This is a genomic window from Tepidimonas sp. (assembly GCF_036825565.1).
Lineage (GTDB): Bacteria > Pseudomonadota > Gammaproteobacteria > Burkholderiales > Burkholderiaceae_C > Tepidimonas.
Genome location: NZ_DAISXZ010000056.1, coordinates 1 through 15,437 on the forward strand (window position 1 = coordinate 1; position 15,437 = coordinate 15,437).

A 15,437-nucleotide genomic window follows, 5' to 3' on the forward strand; every position below is an offset into this window, starting at 1 on the left:
GGGTGGGGGCGGGGCGTGCCTCGTAGGCGTCGACGATGCGCGCCACCAACGGGTGGCGCACCACGTCGGCACTGGTCAAGCGCGCAAACGCAATCCCCGGCACACGCCGCAGCACGCGCTCGGCGTCGATCAGCCCCGACAGCTGCGAGCGCGGCAGGTCGATCTGGCTGACGTCGCCGGTGACCACCGCCTTGGAGCCAAAGCCGATGCGCGTCAAAAACATCTTCATCTGCTCCGGCGTGGTGTTTTGCGCCTCGTCCAGGATCACGAAGGCGTGGTTGAGCGTGCGCCCGCGCATGAAGGCCAGCGGCGCGATCTCGATCTGCTGGCGCTCCAGCGCCTTTTGCACCGCCTCGAAGCCCATCAGGTCGTACAGCGCATCGAACAGCGGGCGCAGGTAGGGGTCCACCTTGGCCGCCAGATCGCCGGGCAGAAAGCCGAGCCGCTCGCCGGCCTCCACCGCCGGGCGCGTCAGCACCAGCCGCTGCACCGCGCTGCGCTGCAACGCATCGACCGCGCAGGCCACCGCCAGGTACGTTTTGCCGGTGCCGGCGGGGCCAATGCCAAACGTGATGTCGTGCCCGGCGATGGCGGCCAGGTAGCGCGCCTGATTGGCGGTGCGGCCGCGGATGGCGCCGCGGCGCGTCTGCAGCACCGGCGCGGCCGGGTCGGCCTGCGGCTGCGGGCCGTCGCTGGCCAGCATCAGCTGCACCGTCTCGGCCGGCACCGGGTCGCGCGCGATCTCGTACAGCGCTTGCAGCACCTCCAGCGCCTGCGTGGCGGCGGCCTTGCGCCCTTCGACGCGGAAGTGGCCAAAGCGGTGCGTGATGCGCACCTGCAGCGCCGCCTCGATGGTGCGCAGGTGCGCATCCAGCGGGCCGCAGACGTGCGCCAGCCGGCTGGCGTCGGTGGGGGAAAAGGCGTGGCGCAGGATCAAGGCGGATAATCCCCGGCAAGGTAGGCTGGCGAGGGCGCCGGCCTGGCGGGCCCGCTCGCCCTGGCGGCGGTCGGGCGCGCAGCGGCGCAAGGTGGGGCAATGATAGGCAAATTGACGGGCACCCTGATCGACAAGCAGCCGCCGCAGATTCTGGTGGACTGCGGCGGCGTCGGCTACGAGGTGGAGGTGCCGATGAGCACCTTCTACGGCCTGCCGGCGCTGGGTCAGCCGGTGGCGCTGCTGACGCATCTGGTGGTGCGCGAGGACGCGCAGCTGCTCTACGGCTTTGCCACCGCGGCCGAGCGCGAGGCGTTTCGCGAGCTGATTCGCATTGGCGGCGTCGGCCCGCGCATCGCGCTGGCGGTGCTGTCGGGCCTGAGCGTGGCCGAACTGGCGCAGGCGGTGGCGGCGCAGGAGGCCGGCCGGCTCGTCAAGATCCCGGGCATCGGCAAGAAGACCGCCGAGCGGCTGTTGCTGGAACTGCGCGGGAGGCTGGCGCCCGACCTGGGGCCGCTCGCCGCCGGTGCGCCGCTGGAGGGTGCGCAGGCCGACATCCAACAGGCGCTGCTGGCGCTGGGCTACAGCGAGCGCGAGGCCGCCGCGGCGATGAAGGGGCTGCCCGCCGGTGTCGGCGTGGCCGAGGGGATCAAACTGGCGTTGAAGGCGCTGGCCAAGTGACGGGTTGAGAGGAAGCGGCAAGCATGACGATCGAGACCGACGACTTCGCGTTTGCGCCGCGGCAGCGGCTGGTGTCGGCGGCACCCGAGTCCAGCCGCGAGGAGGCGCTGGAGCGAGCGCTGCGGCCCAAGGGGCTGGACGAGTACGTCGGCCAGGCCAAGGTGCGCGAGCAGCTGGAGATCTTCATCGGCGCGGCCAAGAAGCGCGGCGAGGCGTTGGACCACGTGCTGCTGTTTGGCCCGCCGGGGCTGGGCAAGACGACGCTGTCGCACATCATCGCGCACGAGCTCGGCGTCAACCTGCGCCAAACCAGCGGCCCGGTGCTGGAAAAGCCGCGCGACCTGGCGGCGCTGTTGACCAACCTCGAGCCCAACGACGTGCTGTTCATCGACGAGATCCACCGCCTGTCGCCGGTGGTGGAGGAGATCCTCTACCCGGCGCTGGAGGACTACCAGATCGACATCATGATCGGCGAGGGGCCGGCGGCGCGCTCGATCAAGCTGGACCTGCAGCCGTTCACGCTGGTGGGGGCGACCACCCGCGCCGGCATGCTGACCAACCCGTTGCGCGACCGCTTTGGCATCGTGGCGCGGCTGGAGTTCTACACGCCGCAGGAGCTCGCACGCATCGTCACGCGCTCGGCCGGGCTGCTTGGCGCGCCGATCGAGCCAGAGGGGGCGCTGGAGATCGCGCGGCGCTCGCGCGGCACGCCGCGCATCGCCAACCGGCTGCTGCGCCGCGTGCGCGATTACGCCGAGGTCAAAGGCCAGGGTCGCATCACGCGCGACATCGCGCAGCGCGCGCTGGCGATGCTGGACGTGGACCCGATCGGGCTGGACCTGATGGACCGCAAGCTGCTGGAGGCGGTGATCCACAAGTTCGACGGCGGCCCGGTGGGGCTGGACAACATCGCCGCCAGCATCGGCGAGGAGCCGGGCACGATCGAGGACGTGATCGAGCCGTACCTGATCCAGCAGGGCTATCTGCAGCGCACGCCGCGCGGGCGCTGCGCGACGCTGGCGGCGTACCGCCATCTGGGCGTGGCCCCGCCGGCGCAGGGTGGGGCCACGCTGTTCGACGACGGCGCCTGAGCAGCGCGCTGGCCGCCGCTGTGCGCGGGCGGCGGCCTCAGGCTGCGGCCTGTTCGTCGCGCGGGCCGGCCTCGTCGGCTTCTTCCAGGTGGCGCGTGTCGCCCCACGACAACAGCGCAAAGCCGCTGTCGGCCGTCCACAGCAGGCGGTGGATGGCGGCGTTGCCCATCGCCCAGGCGCGCGGTGCCTGCAGGTCCACGCGTGCTGCGGCGCGGTACAAGATATCCAGCACGCCACCGTGCGACACCACCGCGATCGCCTGCCCCGGGTGGCGCGCGGCCAGCTCGGCGAAGGTGGCCTCCACCCGCGCGCGCAGCGCCAGCAGCGACTCGCCGCCGGGCGGGGCAAAGTCCGGCACGCGCTTCTTCCAGGCGTGCACGACGTCGGGGTGCTCCTGCTCCAGATCGGCCCAGGTGCGGCCCTGGAAGGCGCCGAAGTGGCGCTCGCGCAGGCCGGGGTGCATCTGCACCGTCAGTCCGCGCTGGCGTGCGAGGGCCTCGGCCGTCTGCCGCGCGCGGCTCAGGTCGCTGCTGTAGAGGGCGTCGATCGGCTCGTCGGCCAGGGCGGCGGCGGTGCGTTCGGCCTGCCAGTGTCCCGTGTCGTTGAGCGGAATGTCGATCTGCCCCTGAATGCGCGCATCGCGGTTCCAGGCGGTCTCGCCGTGACGAATGGCCAGAATGCGGGTGACGTGCATGGGGTTGCCTTGCTCAGGGCCGATGGAACTGCCTAGAATGGTAGCCGCCTTGGTCGGCCCGCATCGCATGGCTGGTAGACCGATTCAGCCCCCAACCCCGTAAAGGCGTCTCCATGAGCGGCATCGCATTCCAGAAAGAGGTCGACGAACGGACCAATCTGACCGGCTCCAACAAATTCGAGATGCTGTTGTTTCGGCTCGGCAAGGCGCCCGGCGGCGAGCGCGCGGAGCTGTTCGGCATCAACGTCTTCAAGGTGCGCGAGATCGTTGCCATGCCGGCGCTGACGGCCATGGCCGGTGCCCCGCAGCATGTGCTGGGCATGGTCAACCTGCGCGGTCAGGTCATCCCCGTGATCGATTTGCCGGCGGTCATCGGCTGCACGCCCGAGACGGGGCTCAACCTCATGCTGGTGACGGAGTTTGCCCGTTCCACCCAAGCCTTTGCGGCCGAGTCGGTGGAGGACATCGTGCGGTTGGATTGGGGCAAGATCCTGCCGGCCGACCACACGGCGTCGGTGGCACGCGGCTTGGTCACGAGCATCGCGCGGCTCGACGATGGGCAGGGCGGCGTCAAGCTGGTGCAGGTGCTGGATGTGGAATCCATCCTTCAGCGCGTCATGCCCAGCGAGGCCCTCGAAGTCAAAAAAGAGGACGTGGGCACCGGGCCGATCCTCAAGCCGGGTGCGGTGGTGCTGGCGGCCGACGATTCCTTCGTCGCCCGCACCATGATCGAGCAGGAGCTCAAGGTGCTGAACCTGCCCTACATCATGACCAAGAATGGGCAGGAGGCTTTGTCCACCCTGCAGGATTTGGCTGCCGATTGCCGGGCCAAGGGCGTGCCCGTGACGGACCGTGTGGCGGTGGTGCTGAGCGATCTGGAGATGCCCGAGATGGATGGCTTCACCCTCACGCGCAGCATCAAGGGCGACCCGGCGCTGCGTGCGATACCGGTCATCATCCACTCGTCCTTGACTGGCGACACCAACGAGCAGCATGTGCAGCGCGCCGGGGCGGACGGCTATGTCGCCAAGTTCGCGGCCAAGGAACTGGCCGAGACCCTGCGCCAGGTGCTGGCCAAGGCGACCGCGTCGGCCTGATCCGCCGCTGGGAATCGGTCCTGGGACGGATCAGCGCCGGGGCGCTTCGATGACCACGCGGCGCGGGCCGGAAGGCGGGTCGGGAAAGCCCTGCAGCGCGGCTTCCACCAGCGCGCGCCACAGCGTCGGCGCATCGGCCCACGGGCCGTCCTGCGTGGCGCGGGTTTCGTACACCACCTCGCCGCTGCGGCGGTCGCGCACGGTCAGGGCCAGCTCGCGCACATAGTAGGGTGGGCGAACCTGCCACTGCAGGCCGAGCGACGTGACGACGCCGCGGCCGACGACGATCTGGCCGTACGGCATCCAGCCGGGGCGTGGCTCGGGGGCGTCCCACGGCGCGTAGGGGTACTTGACCGAGCGCGCCACCAGCTGCACGCCCCACGGCACGGCGCTGACCGCCGCCCCCGGTGCGGCCTCGGCGCGCTGCAGGCCGTGGGTGGCCAGCACCGGCTCGGCCAGCGATTCCAGGGCGTTCTGCTCGCGCAGGGCGTCGCCGCTGCGTTGCGACGGCAGGCGCTCGAACAGATAGCGGTCCCCGGCGGCGGGGCGGCCGGCCGGGGCCCAGGCCGCTTGGCTGCGCACGGTGTGCTCCAGCCGCAGCGGCGTGGCGCAGCCGCCCAGCAGGGCGGCGGCCGCCAGTAGCGTCCCCAGCCACCCCCATCGCCGGGCGCGTGTCACATCAGTCCTCCGGTGTCAGAGCGAACACCCGGCGTTCGGGGGGCGGCGCGGTGGGTGGGGCATCGTCCCCGTCCGGTGTGGCGGCAAAGGGCGGCGGCATCGGCAGTTCTTCCGCATCGAAGGCATGGTCACCATCCGCATCCGGCCGGCCGGTGGCACGTACGCCGGCAAAGTCGTACAAGCGACGGTCCATCAAATGGCTGGGGACCACGTTCTGGAGGGCCTTGAGCATGTTGTCGATGCGGCCGGGGAAGCGCCGATCCCACTCGCGCAGCAGATCGCCGACCTGCTTGCGCTGCAGATTGTCCTGGCTGCCACACAAGGTGCAGGGGATGATGGGGAACTGGCGCACCTGCGCCCAGCGAATCAGGTCCTTCTCGGGTACGTAAGCCAATGGGCGGATGACGACGTGCTCGCCGTTGTCGCTGACCAGCTTGGGTGGCATGCCCTTGAGCTTAGCCCCAAAGAACATGTTGAGCAGCAGCGTCTGCAGAATGTCGTCGCGGTGGTGGCCGAGCGCGATCTTGGTGGCGCCGAGTTCACGCGCGACGCGGTAGAGGATGCCGCGGCGCAGCCGGCTGCACAGGCTGCACATCGTCTTGCCTTCGGGGATGACCTGCTTGACGATGGAATACGTGTCCTGCGTCTCGATGTGAAAGCGGATGCCCAGACCGTTGAGGTAGTTGGGCAGCACCTCGGCCGGAAAGCCGGGCTGTTTCTGGTCCAGGTTGACGGCGATCAGCTCGAAGCGTGCCGGCGCGCGCCGCTGCAGCCGCATCAGAATATCCAGCAGCGAGTAGCTGTCCTTGCCGCCCGAGAGGCAGACCATCACGCGGTCGCCATCCTCGATCATGCGGTAGTCGTCGATGGCCTGGCCGACCAGGCGGCACAGGCGCTTTTCCAGCTTTCGGTTCTCGAACGCGACGTCCATGGGGCGGAATGTGTGGCGGAATCGGTCGGCGATTGTCCCGCAAACGGCGCGCGTGCGCTCACCACTGACCGCATTCCATACGGATCGCCACCTCGCAGTCATCGAAAATTTCCAGCTTGGCGATGCGCACGCGCACCCCGATCACGCCGGGCAGTTGCATCAGCCGGTGGGCGAGTTTGCCGATCAGGCTCTCCAGCAGGTTGACATGCTCGGCGGTGCACTCGTCGATGATGATCTGACGCACCTTGCGGTAGTCCAGCACATGGTGGATGTCGTCGTCGTGCGGCATCAGCGGCTGAAAGCCCTGATTCAGCTCGGCATCCACCTGGATGGGCTGCGGCCCCTGGCGCTCGTGTTCCAGGATGCCCAGGTTGGCGTTGAAGCGCAGGCCGGTCAACGCCAGTACCTGGCGGCCGATTTTCTGGCGCGCGGTGTCGGCGGCAGGGGCGGTGTCGGGGCGGGTCATGGCGGACTCACCACGGGTTGAGGTGTACGCGCTCGACGCCGACGCTCTCGCAGTCGGGGTAGACGTCGGGCTTGCGGGTGGCAACGCGTACCGCCTGCACACCGGGCTGCGCCGCCAGCCGTGCCACGATCGCGTCGCACAGCGTCTCCTGCAGCTCGAAGTGCTGGCGCTCGGCCAGCTCCGCGATCACCTCGCGGATGAAGTCGTAGTCCAGCGTCTCGCCGATGTGGTCGCGCGCCGCCGGCGCGTGCGCCAGCCGCACGCACAGATCGACGTCGAACCACAGCCGTTGCGCTCCGCTGCGCTCGAAGTCGTGGATGCCGATGCGCACCGGCCGCTCGTGGCGGACCAGCCGCATGGCGCGGCATTCGGTGGCCAGCCGCGGGTCCAGTGCGGCGAAGGCAAGCAGGGCGGAACTCATCGCGCGTCGTCTCCCACCACGAACATGACATCGCGGGCCAACGGCACCAGATGCTGGCCATTGTCCACCGGCACCACGGCGCCGTTGAGGCTGGGGTTATCGGCCAGAAAGGCGACTGTCTGGGCCACGCGCGCGGGGTCGATGGGCGCGCGCAACAAATTGACGCAGCGCGCCCGCTGAAAATTGGCCTCCGACTGCGGGCCGCTGACGTAGATCAGCCCGGGCGAGACGCCGCACACCCGCACCCACGGTGCCAGCGCCTGCGCCTGCAATGCCACCGTGCGCTCCAGCGCCAGCTTGCTGATGGTGTACGAGAAGTAGTCCGGGTTCAGGTTGTGCACCTTCTGGTCCAGCACATGGACTACGCTGTACGCCCCGGGTGCGGCGTCGATCGCCTGCGCGTCGGCCCCATCCAGCGCCGTCCACAGCGCCCGGCCGAGCAGTACCGGCAACACCGTGTTGACGCGCAACTGGCGCAGCAGCCCCTCCTCGGTGACGTCGGTGCCTGCGTCGGGCTCGAAGGTCGAGGCGTTGTTGACCACGCACCGGGGGATGGCCCCGGTGGCGGTGCGCACGGCGGCCAGCAACGCGTCTGCGGCGCCCGGGGCATCCAGCGCCTGCGCCACGGCCACCGCGTTCACCCCCAGGGTCCGCAGTTCGGCCACCGTGCTCTGCGCGGCGTCGGCCGAGCGGTGGTAGTGCACTGCCACGTGCCAGCCCTGGCGGGCGAGGGTCAGGGCGATCTCGCGCCCCAGGCGCTGCGCGGCGCCGGTGACCAGGGCCCAGCGGGGTGTCGAGGGGACGGCAACGGTCATGGGAGGGGCGGAAGATGCGGGTGTGGGATGTCCGGGGGTGTAGGCGGCAATCAACGCGGCCACGATCACGGCGACAATTGGGGCCGATTATGCAAGCCGCACCCGGTGACCCCCAGGCGCAGGGGATTCTGCGCGAGCGCATCGTGGCCGACATTGCCGCCGCCGGCGGCTGGCTGGCGTTCGAGCGCTTCATGGCCCTGGCTTTGTATGCGCCGGGTCTGGGGTACTACACACGCGGGGCGCCCGTCTTTGGCAAGGGCCCGGGGGATGGCAGCGACTTCGTCACCGCGCCCGTGCTGAGCGCGCGCTTCGGCGCCACGCTAGCGCGGGCGGTGGCGCAGGCGCTGCGCGCCACCGACACCCGCGCGGTGTGGGAGTTTGGCGCCGGCAACGGCGCGCTGGCGGCCCAGGTGCTGGCGGGTTTGGCCGCGGCCGACCCCGGGGGGGCTCAGGCCGTGCGCTACCACATCGTCGAGCTGGCAGCCGCGCTGCGCGAACGCCAGGCCGAGCGGCTGGCGCCCTGGACCGACCGTGTGACGTGGCACGACCGCCTGCCGGATGTGCTGGAGGGGGTGTTGATTGGCAACGAGGTGCTCGACGCCATGCCCGTTACGCTGTTGCACCGGGTTGGCGGCCGCTGGCACGAGCGCGGCGTGGCGTGGGATGCGAGCACCGCGCGCCTGGTCTGGGCGGACCGTCTCACCGACCGCCGGCCGCCGCTGGAGATCCCGGGCGAGCACGACTACCTGACCGAAGTGCACACGCAGGCCGAAGCCTTCGTGCGCACCGTGGGCGAGCGTCTGTGGCGCGGGGCGGCCTTCTTCATCGACTACGGGTTCCCCGAGCACGAGTACTACCACCCCCAACGCGCGATGGGCACGCTGATGTGCCACCGGGCGCACCGCGCCGATGCCGATCCACTGAGCGACGTGGGCAGCAAGGACATTACCGCGCACGTCAATTTCACCGGCATCGCCCTGGCGGCGCAGCAGGTGGGGCTGGAGGTGCTGGGCTACACCAGCCAGGGGCGTTTTCTGCTCAATGCCGGGGTGCTCGACGGCCTGGACGAGGCCCCGCTGCCCGAGCGCGTCGCAGCCCTGAAGCTGGTGCATGAGCACGAGATGGGCGAGCTGTTCAAGGTCATCGGCCTGGCGCCGCGCGCCAGCAGCCGGGGCTGGGTGCCGATGGGCTTTGCCCACGGTGACCGCACCCACACCCTGTGACGGAGGCCGCTCGTGATCCGCTGGATGATCGTCGTTTTTCTGGCCCTGGTGCTGATCAGTTGGATGACGCCGCTGCTGCGCCGCCTGGGCTTGGGGCGCCTGCCGGGGGATCTGCACTTTCGCCTGTTCGGGCGCGAGTGGTTCATCCCGCTGACCAGCACCATCGTGCTGAGCCTGCTGGCCTCGGCGATCGCGCGCTGGATTTGACGCCAACGCTCGGGCGTGATGGGGTTGGTGTACCCGATGGGGTATCCCTTGAATCGGCCGCGATGCGCCCCATTTGAGGGGCATCGCCATTTTGCCTGGAGCGCTGCATGACCACCGAGCCGCTGCACATCGTCTGCCCCCACTGCCACACCACCAACCGGGTTTGGGCCGACCAGCTCGACCAGGCACCGGATTGCGGCCGTTGCCACCGCCCGCTGTTCGACGGGCACCCCGTCGCGCTGGACGCTGAGGCCTTCGAGCGCCACGTGGGGCGCAGTCAGATTCCGGTGCTGGTGGATTTTTGGGCTCCGTGGTGCGGCCCGTGCCGCATGATGGCCCCGGCCTTCGAGGCGGCCGCGCGGCAACTGGAGCCGCGCGTTCGGCTGGCCAAGGTCGACACCGAGGACGAGCAGGGCCTGGCGGCGCGCTTTGGCATCCGCAGCATCCCGACGCTGGCCCTGTTCGTCGGCGGCCGCGAGGTCGCCCGTCAGTCGGGCGCCATGGGGCAGGCCGACATCGTGCGGTGGGTGGGGGCCGCCCTGGCCCGCGCGCAGTGAACCCCGCCGCCCGGCCCTGGCTGGGCGGCACTCAAGCCGCGAGTGCCGCGGCGACGGCGTGCTGGCGCGCGTGTTCGATGGCCGCCCGGATGCGCAGGCCCAGGTCGCGCGCATGGGGGTGGCGGGCCTGCGTCTGCTGCGCCACGGTGGCCGTGTCCACCGCCAGCGCCGCGCGCAGGGCGGCCCGCAAGCGGGTGGCCTGGGGGTAGGGGCGCGCCTCGTGGTGCAGGCGCCCGCGGGCATCGCATTCGCAGGCCAGCAGCACCTGTTCGAACCGCTCGGGGCGGCGCAGCGCATCGCACCGCTCCAGCAGGCGCAGGGTGGCGGCGGCGCTCAGGGTGTCGCAGCGGTGGATGTGGCCATGCTCGCGCGCCACCACCTCGGCCAGCTCGCGGCAGTCGCGCGGCACGCGCCAGCGCTCGCTCACCACACGCAGCAGCTTCACGCTGCGTTCCTCGTGGCCGATGTGGCGGGGCAGCAAGTCCTGCGGTGTCGTGCCTTTGCCCAGGTCGTGGCACAGGCAGGCGTAACGCGTGGCCAGTGGGGCGCCCAGGCGGGCGCTCATGTCCAGCACCATCCCCACATGCACGCCGGTGTCCACCTCCGGGTGGTAATCGGCGCGCTGCGGCACGCCCCACAGGCGGTCCACCTCGGGCAGCAGCACGCGCAACGCCCCGCACTCCCGCAGCACCGCCAGCATGCGCGAGGGGCGCTGCTCCATCAGCCCGCGCGAGAGTTCCTGCCACACCCGTTCGGGCACCAAGTGGTCCACCTCGCCGTGTTCCACCATCGCGCGCATCAACGCCATCGTCTCGGGTGCCACGGCAAAGTCCGGCCAGCGTGCCGCGAAGCGCGCCATGCGCAGGATGCGCACCGGATCCTCGGCAAAAGCCGGGGTGACATGGCGCAACACCTTCTCGCGCAAATCGCGCCGGCCGCCGTACGGGTCGATCAGGCGCGGATCGGCCGGATCGAAGCGACCGTGCGCATCCAGCGCCAAGGCCGGCAGCGCCATGGCGTTGATGGTCAGGTCGCGCCGCGCCAGGTCTTGCTCCAGCGTCACGCCCGGGTCGGCGAAGAAGTCGAAGCCATGGTAGCCGCGCGCGGTCTTGCGCTCGGTGCGCGCCAGCGCGTACTCCTCGCGCGTGATCGGATGCAGAAAGACGGGGAAGTCCCGCCCCACGGGCAGAAAGCCCTGCGCCACCATCGCCTCGGGCGTGGCGCCGACCACCACCCAGTCGCGGTCGGCGTGGGCGGCGCCGTCGGGCCGCTGGTGCGCCAGGTGAAAAGCCCCGAGCAAGCCGTCGCGCACCGCGCCGCCGACCAGGTAAATCTCCACCGCGGCTGTCGTCAGGCGTACTTTTCCAGGATGCGCGTGGAGCGTTCGACCTCGCGCATCGTCTCGTCGTCGGAGACGGCCACCGACTCCATCACGGAGCAGGCCATCATGCGAAAGAAGGCCTTGTCCATGGCCTTGCGCGCCGCCGACATCTGCTGGGCGACGTCCTCGCACGGGCGGCCGGATTCCACCATCTCGATCAGGGCGCGCACCTGGCCCTCGATGCGCTTGAGGCGGTTGACCACGTCCCGCTGGTGCTCGTTGCGGTAGCGCGACGGCGGCGAGTCGGGCCGGTTTGCTTCGGCCGAGCGGCAGTCGCCGCTTGCGGTGGAGTCACTCATGTCGACGCCCTTCGGGTATTCGCTGTGGGACCACGAGTGTGCCAAAAAACCGCCGCGCTGGGCACCGCGTCGGCCGCGGCGTGGGGCGTGGTCACCGACTTGAAACCCTACCCTCTAGGGTAAATGCCGATGCGGCTGGACCGCTGGCCTCGCTAAGCTGTCATCGTCTTGATTTACATCAAAGCCCCCCGGGGGCGCAGGAGTGAGAGGACATGAGCCCATTTCGTCAAACCTGGCGGCGAGGAGTCGCCGCGCTGATGCTGGTGGTCAGCGTGGGCGCCACCACCGGCTGCGGCACCGTCGCGACGATCGGCAAGCTGGAGGACGGCGCCGGCGCCGAGGCCATGAAGATGTGGGACCGCTGGATCGAGGGCGGCGGCGACATCGCGGTGGCCACCACGTGGGAGCGCAAGGTCAAGCCGGGCCTGACGGTGGCCGAGGTCGAGGAAATCATGCGCAACGTGATGGTGGAGCGCAACATGCGCGACGTCGGCACGCTACCGCTGTCCAAGGAGTTGGAGGCGCGCTCCGGCAAGAAGGAGCCGGTGCTGACGATCTACCAGTTCTGCAGCCCCAGCATCGCGCGCCGCATGGCCGACTTCAGCCCGCACATGGCGGCCTACATGCCGTGCCGCATCGCGCTGGTGGAGCGCCCCGACGGCCTGTGGCTGTACACGCTCAACATGGACATGATGGTCAAGATGGGCCGCAAGCTGCCCTCGCCGCTGAAGGAGGAGGCGTGGAGCGTGCGCGAAGCCGTCTGGGACATGATGGAGCGCGTTTCCAAGGGCGAGATCTGACCCCATCCGCCCCACACAACGACGAGCAGAGGAGAACCGCATGACGACGACACGCAACCGACCGGGGCTGCGCCACGCCGTGGCCGCCGCCGCCCTGCTGGCCGCCGCCCCCTGGGCACAGGCTACCAACGGCTACTTTCCGCACGGCTTTGGCCTGAAGGCCAAGGGCATGGGCGGCGCCTCCATCGCGATGGCGCACGATGCCTTCGCTGGCGTCAACAACCCGGCCGCGGCGGCCTTCGCCGGCAACCGCTGGGACGTCGGCGCCGAGATCTTCCGCCCCTACCGCGACGCGCAGTTCGTCGGCCAGACGCCGGTGGTGGAAAGCGGCCGCACGGCGTTCCCGATCCCGGAGTTCGGGTACAACGTCAAGCTCTCGGAGAGGCTGGCGCTGGGCGTGACGGTGTACGGCAACGGCGGCATGAACACCTCGTACGCGCCGTTTCCCAATGGCTTCAACCTGATGGGCGGGCAGGGCAAGCTCGGCGTGGACCTGATGCAGCTGATCGTGGCGCCGACGCTGGCCTACCAGGTGGCCGACGGGCATGCGCTGGGGATTTCGCCGCTGCTGGTGCTGCAGCGCTTCGAGGCCTACGGTCTGCAGGGCTTTTCGATGATGTCGCAGTCGCCGGGCGACGTCACCAACCGCGGCAAGGACACCAGCACCGGTATCGGGGTGCGCCTGGGCTATTTCGGCAAGCTCGGCGACCGCGTGACGGTCGGCGCGGCCTATTCGCCCAAGACCGACATGAGCCGCTTCGACAAGTACAAGGGGCTGTTCGCCGGCGGCGGTGACTTCGACATCCCGGAGAACTACGGCGTCGGCGTGGCGGTGCAGCTGACCCCGGCGCTGACGGTGGCGCTGGACGCCACGCGCGTCAAGTACGGCGGCGTGCCGGCGATCGCCAACGGCAGCCTCAGCCAAGTGATGGCCGGCCAGCCGCTCGGCGCGGCGGCGGGACCCGGCTTCGGCTGGCGCGACATCGGCGTCGTCAAGGTCGGCGTGCAGTGGCAGGCCAGCCCGCAGTGGACGCTGCGCGCCGGCTACAACAAGGGCGACAACCCAATCCGGCCGCAGGACGCGATGTTCAACGTGCTGGCCCCGGGCGTGATCCGCGAGCACTTGACTTTCGGCGCCACCTGGGCGCCGGACAAGGACACCGAGTGGACGTTCGCGCTGTGGCACGGCCGGCGCGAGACGGTGGTGGGGCCGAGCGTGGACTTCATGTCCGGCGCGATGAACCCCACCGGCACGCGCATCGGCATGCACCAGAACGGCTTCGGGGTGCAGTACAGCCGCAAGTTTTGAGCTGGGGAGAGCGATGGGCCGCCGCTCGGCGTGAGGGCGGCGGCCTCTTTTTTACCGGCGTTGATGCGCGGTGCGGCGGATGGCGATGAGGGGATCGGCCGGGCCGTCCAGGTCCAGATAGCGGGCCGCCACCGGTTCCACCGCGCTGGGCGTCAGGCCCAGGTCGGCCAAGGTCGGCAGGGTGCCGCTGGCAACGTTGTCCACCTCCATCGAGCGCAGGTTGTCGGTGCTCAGCAGCGGCTCGCCCGGCATCAGTTCCATCAGCAGCGCCTGGAAGTAGCCCAATGCCCGCGGCAGGCCGATCACCGGCCGCGGGTGGCCGCTCAGCCGCCCGGCCAGCCGAACCAGGTCCGCCAGCGTCCACACCTCCGGGCCGACCGCCTCGAAGGTGCGGCCGATGGTGTCGTCGCGCTGCAGGCAGGTGACGATGGCCTGCGCCACGTCGCCCACCCACACCGGCTGGAAGCGCGCATCCGCCCCGGCCAGCGGCACCACCGGCAGGCTGCGCTGCAGCCGCGCGAACAGGTTCAGGAAGCGGTCCTCGGCACCGAAGATGACGCTGGGGCGCAGCACGGTCAGGGCCAGGCCGGCCGTGGCGATCTGCTGCAGGACGGCTTCGCCCTCGCCCTTGGTTTGCTGGTAAAGGGATGGCCCCGCGGGATCGGCGCCCAGCGCGCTGACGTGCACCAGCCTGCGCACATGGGCCGCCAGCATCGCCTCGCCCAGCCGCTGCGGAAAACTCACATGCACCTGCTCGAAGCGGCGCCGGTTGCCCTGCAGCACCGCGATCAGGTTGACGACCGCATCGTGGCCGGGCAGCAGCCGCTCCAGCACGCGGTCGTGGTGCACGTCGGCCGTGACCACATCCACCATGGGCAGCATTTGCACGGCCTTGGCGTGTTCGGGGTGGCGGGTCGGCACGGTGACGCGCACGCCCAGGCGGGTGAGTTGTTCGCAGACGTGGCGGCCGACAAAGCCGGTGCCGCCCAGTACCAGCACGTGTTTCATGGTGTCCTCGTTACGCAGGGGCCGTATCGGGCGCTGCGGCCGCCGTCACGGCAGATCCGTGTCAGGCGCCCGGGCCGTCGCCAGACGGGGGCCAATGCGCCCTAGTCGGCTGCTCAGGCGCTGCGGCTGACCGGTCAGGATGGCGGCGTAGACCGTGGTGTTCGACAGCACCCGCTTGACATAATCGCGCGTCTCGTCGAACGGAATGTTCTCGATCCACACCGCGGCTTCCAGCTCCGGCCCTTGGCGCCACTGGCGCGGGCGTCCCGGCCCTGCATTGTAGGCCGCCGCCGCCATCGCCATCGACCCCTCGAAGTCGTCCAGCGCCAGCTTGAGGTAGGCGGTGCCGATCTGCACATTGACCTCGGGGTCGGTGATCTGGCTGGGTTCGAACCCGTTGAGGCCGATCTTGCGCGCGGTCCAGCGCGCCGTGGCGGGCATCACCTGCATCAGCCCCGACGCCCCGACGTGGGAGCGCGCATCGCTGACGAAGCGGCTTTCCTGCCGGATCAGGCCGTAGACATAGGCGGGGTCGAGCCCGATCTCGCGCGCGCGGCGCACGACCAGCTCGCGCAGCGGCGTGGGAAAGCGCTGCGCCATGTCGATGGCGTCGCGGGTGCGGCTGCTGGTGTTGATGCAGCGGTCCCACACGGCCCGCTCGCACGCCCATTCCGCGGCGGCCAGCAGCTCGCGCTCGCTCATCCCGCCGGGGGTGTGCAGCGCGATTTCGTACTGCCACTCGCGCACGCCCTCGCTGCGCAGTCCCAGCTCGATGGCCAGCAGCGCCCGCTGCAGGCCGGCGTTGGCCCGGATGGCCGCGCGCTCGGCCGGGGTGGGCGGCGGCG

The 15,437-nt window shown here is 70.3% G+C and carries 19 protein-coding genes; 8 read left to right on the forward strand and 11 right to left on the reverse strand.

Features of this window, described 5'->3' with window-relative positions:
• The coding region (locus V7026_RS08335) for a PhoH family protein (RefSeq protein WP_334154928.1) at nt 1–937 on the reverse strand (937 nt) is incomplete at its 3' end.
• A 99-nt stretch (nt 938–1,036) separates the two neighbouring features.
• Here V7026_RS08335 and ruvA point away from each other — a divergent pair.
• Both ruvA and ruvB read left to right on the forward strand, forming a co-directional pair.
• Nucleotides 1,037–1,615 (forward strand): Holliday junction branch migration protein RuvA, encoded by a 579-nt coding sequence (gene ruvA / locus V7026_RS08340; RefSeq protein ID WP_334154929.1) that lies wholly within the window; start codon nt 1,037–1,039, stop codon nt 1,613–1,615.
• A 23-nt stretch (nt 1,616–1,638) separates the two neighbouring features.
• Nucleotides 1,639–2,706, forward strand: coding sequence for a Holliday junction branch migration DNA helicase RuvB (gene ruvB / locus V7026_RS08345; protein WP_334154930.1), 1,068 nt, complete (start codon nt 1,639–1,641; stop codon nt 2,704–2,706).
• Nucleotides 2,707–2,743: 37 nt separating this feature from the next.
• Here the strand turns inward: ruvB and V7026_RS08350 are convergent, their stop codons facing one another.
• Nucleotides 2,744–3,400: a histidine phosphatase family protein gene (locus tag V7026_RS08350; protein ID WP_334154931.1), complete on the reverse strand. Its 657-nt coding sequence runs from the start codon at nt 3,398–3,400 to the stop codon at nt 2,744–2,746.
• Nucleotides 3,401–3,513: 113 nt separating this feature from the next.
• Here V7026_RS08350 and V7026_RS08355 point away from each other — a divergent pair, with 113 nt between their 5' ends.
• Nucleotides 3,514–4,497, forward strand: a complete 984-nt coding sequence (locus V7026_RS08355) for a chemotaxis protein (protein WP_334154932.1) — start codon at nt 3,514–3,516, stop codon at nt 4,495–4,497.
• A gap of 30 nt (nt 4,498–4,527) precedes the next feature.
• Here V7026_RS08355 and V7026_RS08360 read toward each other — a convergent pair whose 3' ends face one another.
• From V7026_RS08360 to V7026_RS08380, 5 genes are read right to left on the reverse strand one after another with little or no spacing between them, the layout of a single operon-like run.
• Nucleotides 4,528–5,175 carry a hypothetical protein gene (locus V7026_RS08360; RefSeq protein ID WP_334154933.1) on the reverse strand — a complete coding sequence of 216 codons (648 nt, stop codon included), beginning with the start codon at nt 5,173–5,175 and terminating at the stop codon, nt 4,528–4,530.
• A gap of 1 nt (nt 5,176) precedes the next feature.
• On the reverse strand, nt 5,177–6,106 hold the full coding sequence (gene ttcA / locus V7026_RS08365) for a tRNA 2-thiocytidine(32) synthetase TtcA (RefSeq protein WP_334154934.1): 930 nt from the start codon (nt 6,104–6,106) through the stop codon (nt 5,177–5,179).
• Nucleotides 6,107–6,164: 58 nt separating this feature from the next.
• Nucleotides 6,165–6,572 carry a dihydroneopterin aldolase gene (locus tag V7026_RS08370; RefSeq protein WP_334154935.1) on the reverse strand — a complete coding sequence of 136 codons (408 nt, stop codon included), beginning with the start codon at nt 6,570–6,572 and terminating at the stop codon, nt 6,165–6,167.
• 7 nt (nt 6,573–6,579) lie between these two features.
• On the reverse strand, nt 6,580–6,993 hold the full coding sequence (locus V7026_RS08375; RefSeq protein ID WP_334154936.1) for a dihydroneopterin aldolase: 414 nt from the start codon (nt 6,991–6,993) through the stop codon (nt 6,580–6,582).
• Complete coding sequence (locus V7026_RS08380) at nt 6,990–7,808, reverse strand: SDR family oxidoreductase (RefSeq protein WP_334154937.1); 819 nt, start codon at nt 7,806–7,808, stop codon at nt 6,990–6,992. Before V7026_RS08380 ends, V7026_RS08375 begins: the two co-directional genes overlap by 4 nt.
• A gap of 89 nt (nt 7,809–7,897) precedes the next feature.
• Between V7026_RS08380 and V7026_RS08385 the strand changes: the two genes are divergently transcribed.
• From V7026_RS08385 to trxC, 3 genes are all read left to right on the forward strand, one after another.
• Complete coding sequence (locus tag V7026_RS08385) at nt 7,898–9,031, forward strand: class I SAM-dependent methyltransferase (RefSeq protein ID WP_443082332.1); 1,134 nt, start codon at nt 7,898–7,900, stop codon at nt 9,029–9,031.
• A gap of 12 nt (nt 9,032–9,043) precedes the next feature.
• Nucleotides 9,044–9,238, forward strand: coding sequence for a DUF2905 family protein (locus V7026_RS08390; protein WP_334154938.1), 195 nt, complete (start codon nt 9,044–9,046; stop codon nt 9,236–9,238).
• Nucleotides 9,239–9,345: 107 nt separating this feature from the next.
• Complete coding sequence (gene trxC, locus V7026_RS08395; protein ID WP_334154939.1) at nt 9,346–9,795, forward strand: thioredoxin TrxC; 450 nt, start codon at nt 9,346–9,348, stop codon at nt 9,793–9,795.
• 31 nt (nt 9,796–9,826) lie between these two features.
• Here trxC and V7026_RS08400 read toward each other — a convergent pair whose 3' ends face one another.
• Both V7026_RS08400 and V7026_RS08405 read right to left on the reverse strand, forming a co-directional pair.
• A complete protein-coding gene (locus tag V7026_RS08400; RefSeq protein WP_334154940.1) occupies nt 9,827–11,134 on the reverse strand; it encodes a multifunctional CCA addition/repair protein in 1,308 nt (435 codons plus the stop codon).
• A gap of 11 nt (nt 11,135–11,145) precedes the next feature.
• Nucleotides 11,146–11,475 (reverse strand): metal-sensitive transcriptional regulator, encoded by a 330-nt coding sequence (locus tag V7026_RS08405; protein ID WP_082955302.1) that lies wholly within the window; start codon nt 11,473–11,475, stop codon nt 11,146–11,148.
• A gap of 212 nt (nt 11,476–11,687) precedes the next feature.
• Between V7026_RS08405 and V7026_RS08410 the strand changes: the two genes are divergently transcribed.
• Both V7026_RS08410 and V7026_RS08415 read left to right on the forward strand, forming a co-directional pair.
• Nucleotides 11,688–12,275, forward strand: coding sequence for a DUF302 domain-containing protein (locus V7026_RS08410; RefSeq protein WP_334154941.1), 588 nt, complete (start codon nt 11,688–11,690; stop codon nt 12,273–12,275).
• A 40-nt stretch (nt 12,276–12,315) separates the two neighbouring features.
• Nucleotides 12,316–13,584 carry an OmpP1/FadL family transporter gene (locus tag V7026_RS08415; protein ID WP_334154942.1) on the forward strand — a complete coding sequence of 423 codons (1,269 nt, stop codon included), beginning with the start codon at nt 12,316–12,318 and terminating at the stop codon, nt 13,582–13,584.
• A gap of 51 nt (nt 13,585–13,635) precedes the next feature.
• Here the strand turns inward: V7026_RS08415 and V7026_RS08420 are convergent, their stop codons facing one another.
• Entirely contained in the window at nt 13,636–14,592 is a 957-nt protein-coding gene (locus V7026_RS08420; protein ID WP_334154943.1) for a complex I NDUFA9 subunit family protein, read from the reverse strand.
• 45 nt (nt 14,593–14,637) lie between these two features.
• Nucleotides 14,638–15,437, reverse strand: an 800-nt coding sequence (locus V7026_RS08425; RefSeq protein ID WP_334154944.1) for a lytic transglycosylase domain-containing protein, incomplete at its 5' end; no start/stop codon positions are given.

Bases quoted from the DNA above. Each gene is read 5' to 3' on its own strand.
- ruvA (WP_334154929.1), top strand. From the start codon at position 1,037: ATGATAGGCAAATTGACGGGCACCCTGATCGACAAGCAGCCGCCGCAG.
- ruvB (WP_334154930.1), top strand. From the start codon at position 1,639: ATGACGATCGAGACCGACGACTTCGCGTTTGCGCCGCGGCAGCGGCTG.
- V7026_RS08350 (WP_334154931.1), bottom strand. From the start codon at position 3,400: ATGCACGTCACCCGCATTCTGGCCATTCGTCACGGCGAGACCGCCTGG.
- V7026_RS08355 (WP_334154932.1), top strand. From the start codon at position 3,514: ATGAGCGGCATCGCATTCCAGAAAGAGGTCGACGAACGGACCAATCTG.
- ttcA (WP_334154934.1), bottom strand. From the start codon at position 6,106: ATGGACGTCGCGTTCGAGAACCGAAAGCTGGAAAAGCGCCTGTGCCGC.
- V7026_RS08370 (WP_334154935.1), bottom strand. From the start codon at position 6,572: ATGACCCGCCCCGACACCGCCCCTGCCGCCGACACCGCGCGCCAGAAA.
- V7026_RS08375 (WP_334154936.1), bottom strand. From the start codon at position 6,993: ATGAGTTCCGCCCTGCTTGCCTTCGCCGCACTGGACCCGCGGCTGGCC.
- V7026_RS08380 (WP_334154937.1), bottom strand. From the start codon at position 7,808: ATGACCGTTGCCGTCCCCTCGACACCCCGCTGGGCCCTGGTCACCGGC.
- V7026_RS08385 (WP_443082332.1), top strand. From the start codon at position 7,898: ATGCAAGCCGCACCCGGTGACCCCCAGGCGCAGGGGATTCTGCGCGAG.
- trxC (WP_334154939.1), top strand. From the start codon at position 9,346: ATGACCACCGAGCCGCTGCACATCGTCTGCCCCCACTGCCACACCACC.
- V7026_RS08405 (WP_082955302.1), bottom strand. From the start codon at position 11,475: ATGAGTGACTCCACCGCAAGCGGCGACTGCCGCTCGGCCGAAGCAAAC.
- V7026_RS08410 (WP_334154941.1), top strand. From the start codon at position 11,688: ATGAGCCCATTTCGTCAAACCTGGCGGCGAGGAGTCGCCGCGCTGATG.
- V7026_RS08415 (WP_334154942.1), top strand. From the start codon at position 12,316: ATGACGACGACACGCAACCGACCGGGGCTGCGCCACGCCGTGGCCGCC.
- V7026_RS08420 (WP_334154943.1), bottom strand. From the start codon at position 14,592: ATGAAACACGTGCTGGTACTGGGCGGCACCGGCTTTGTCGGCCGCCAC.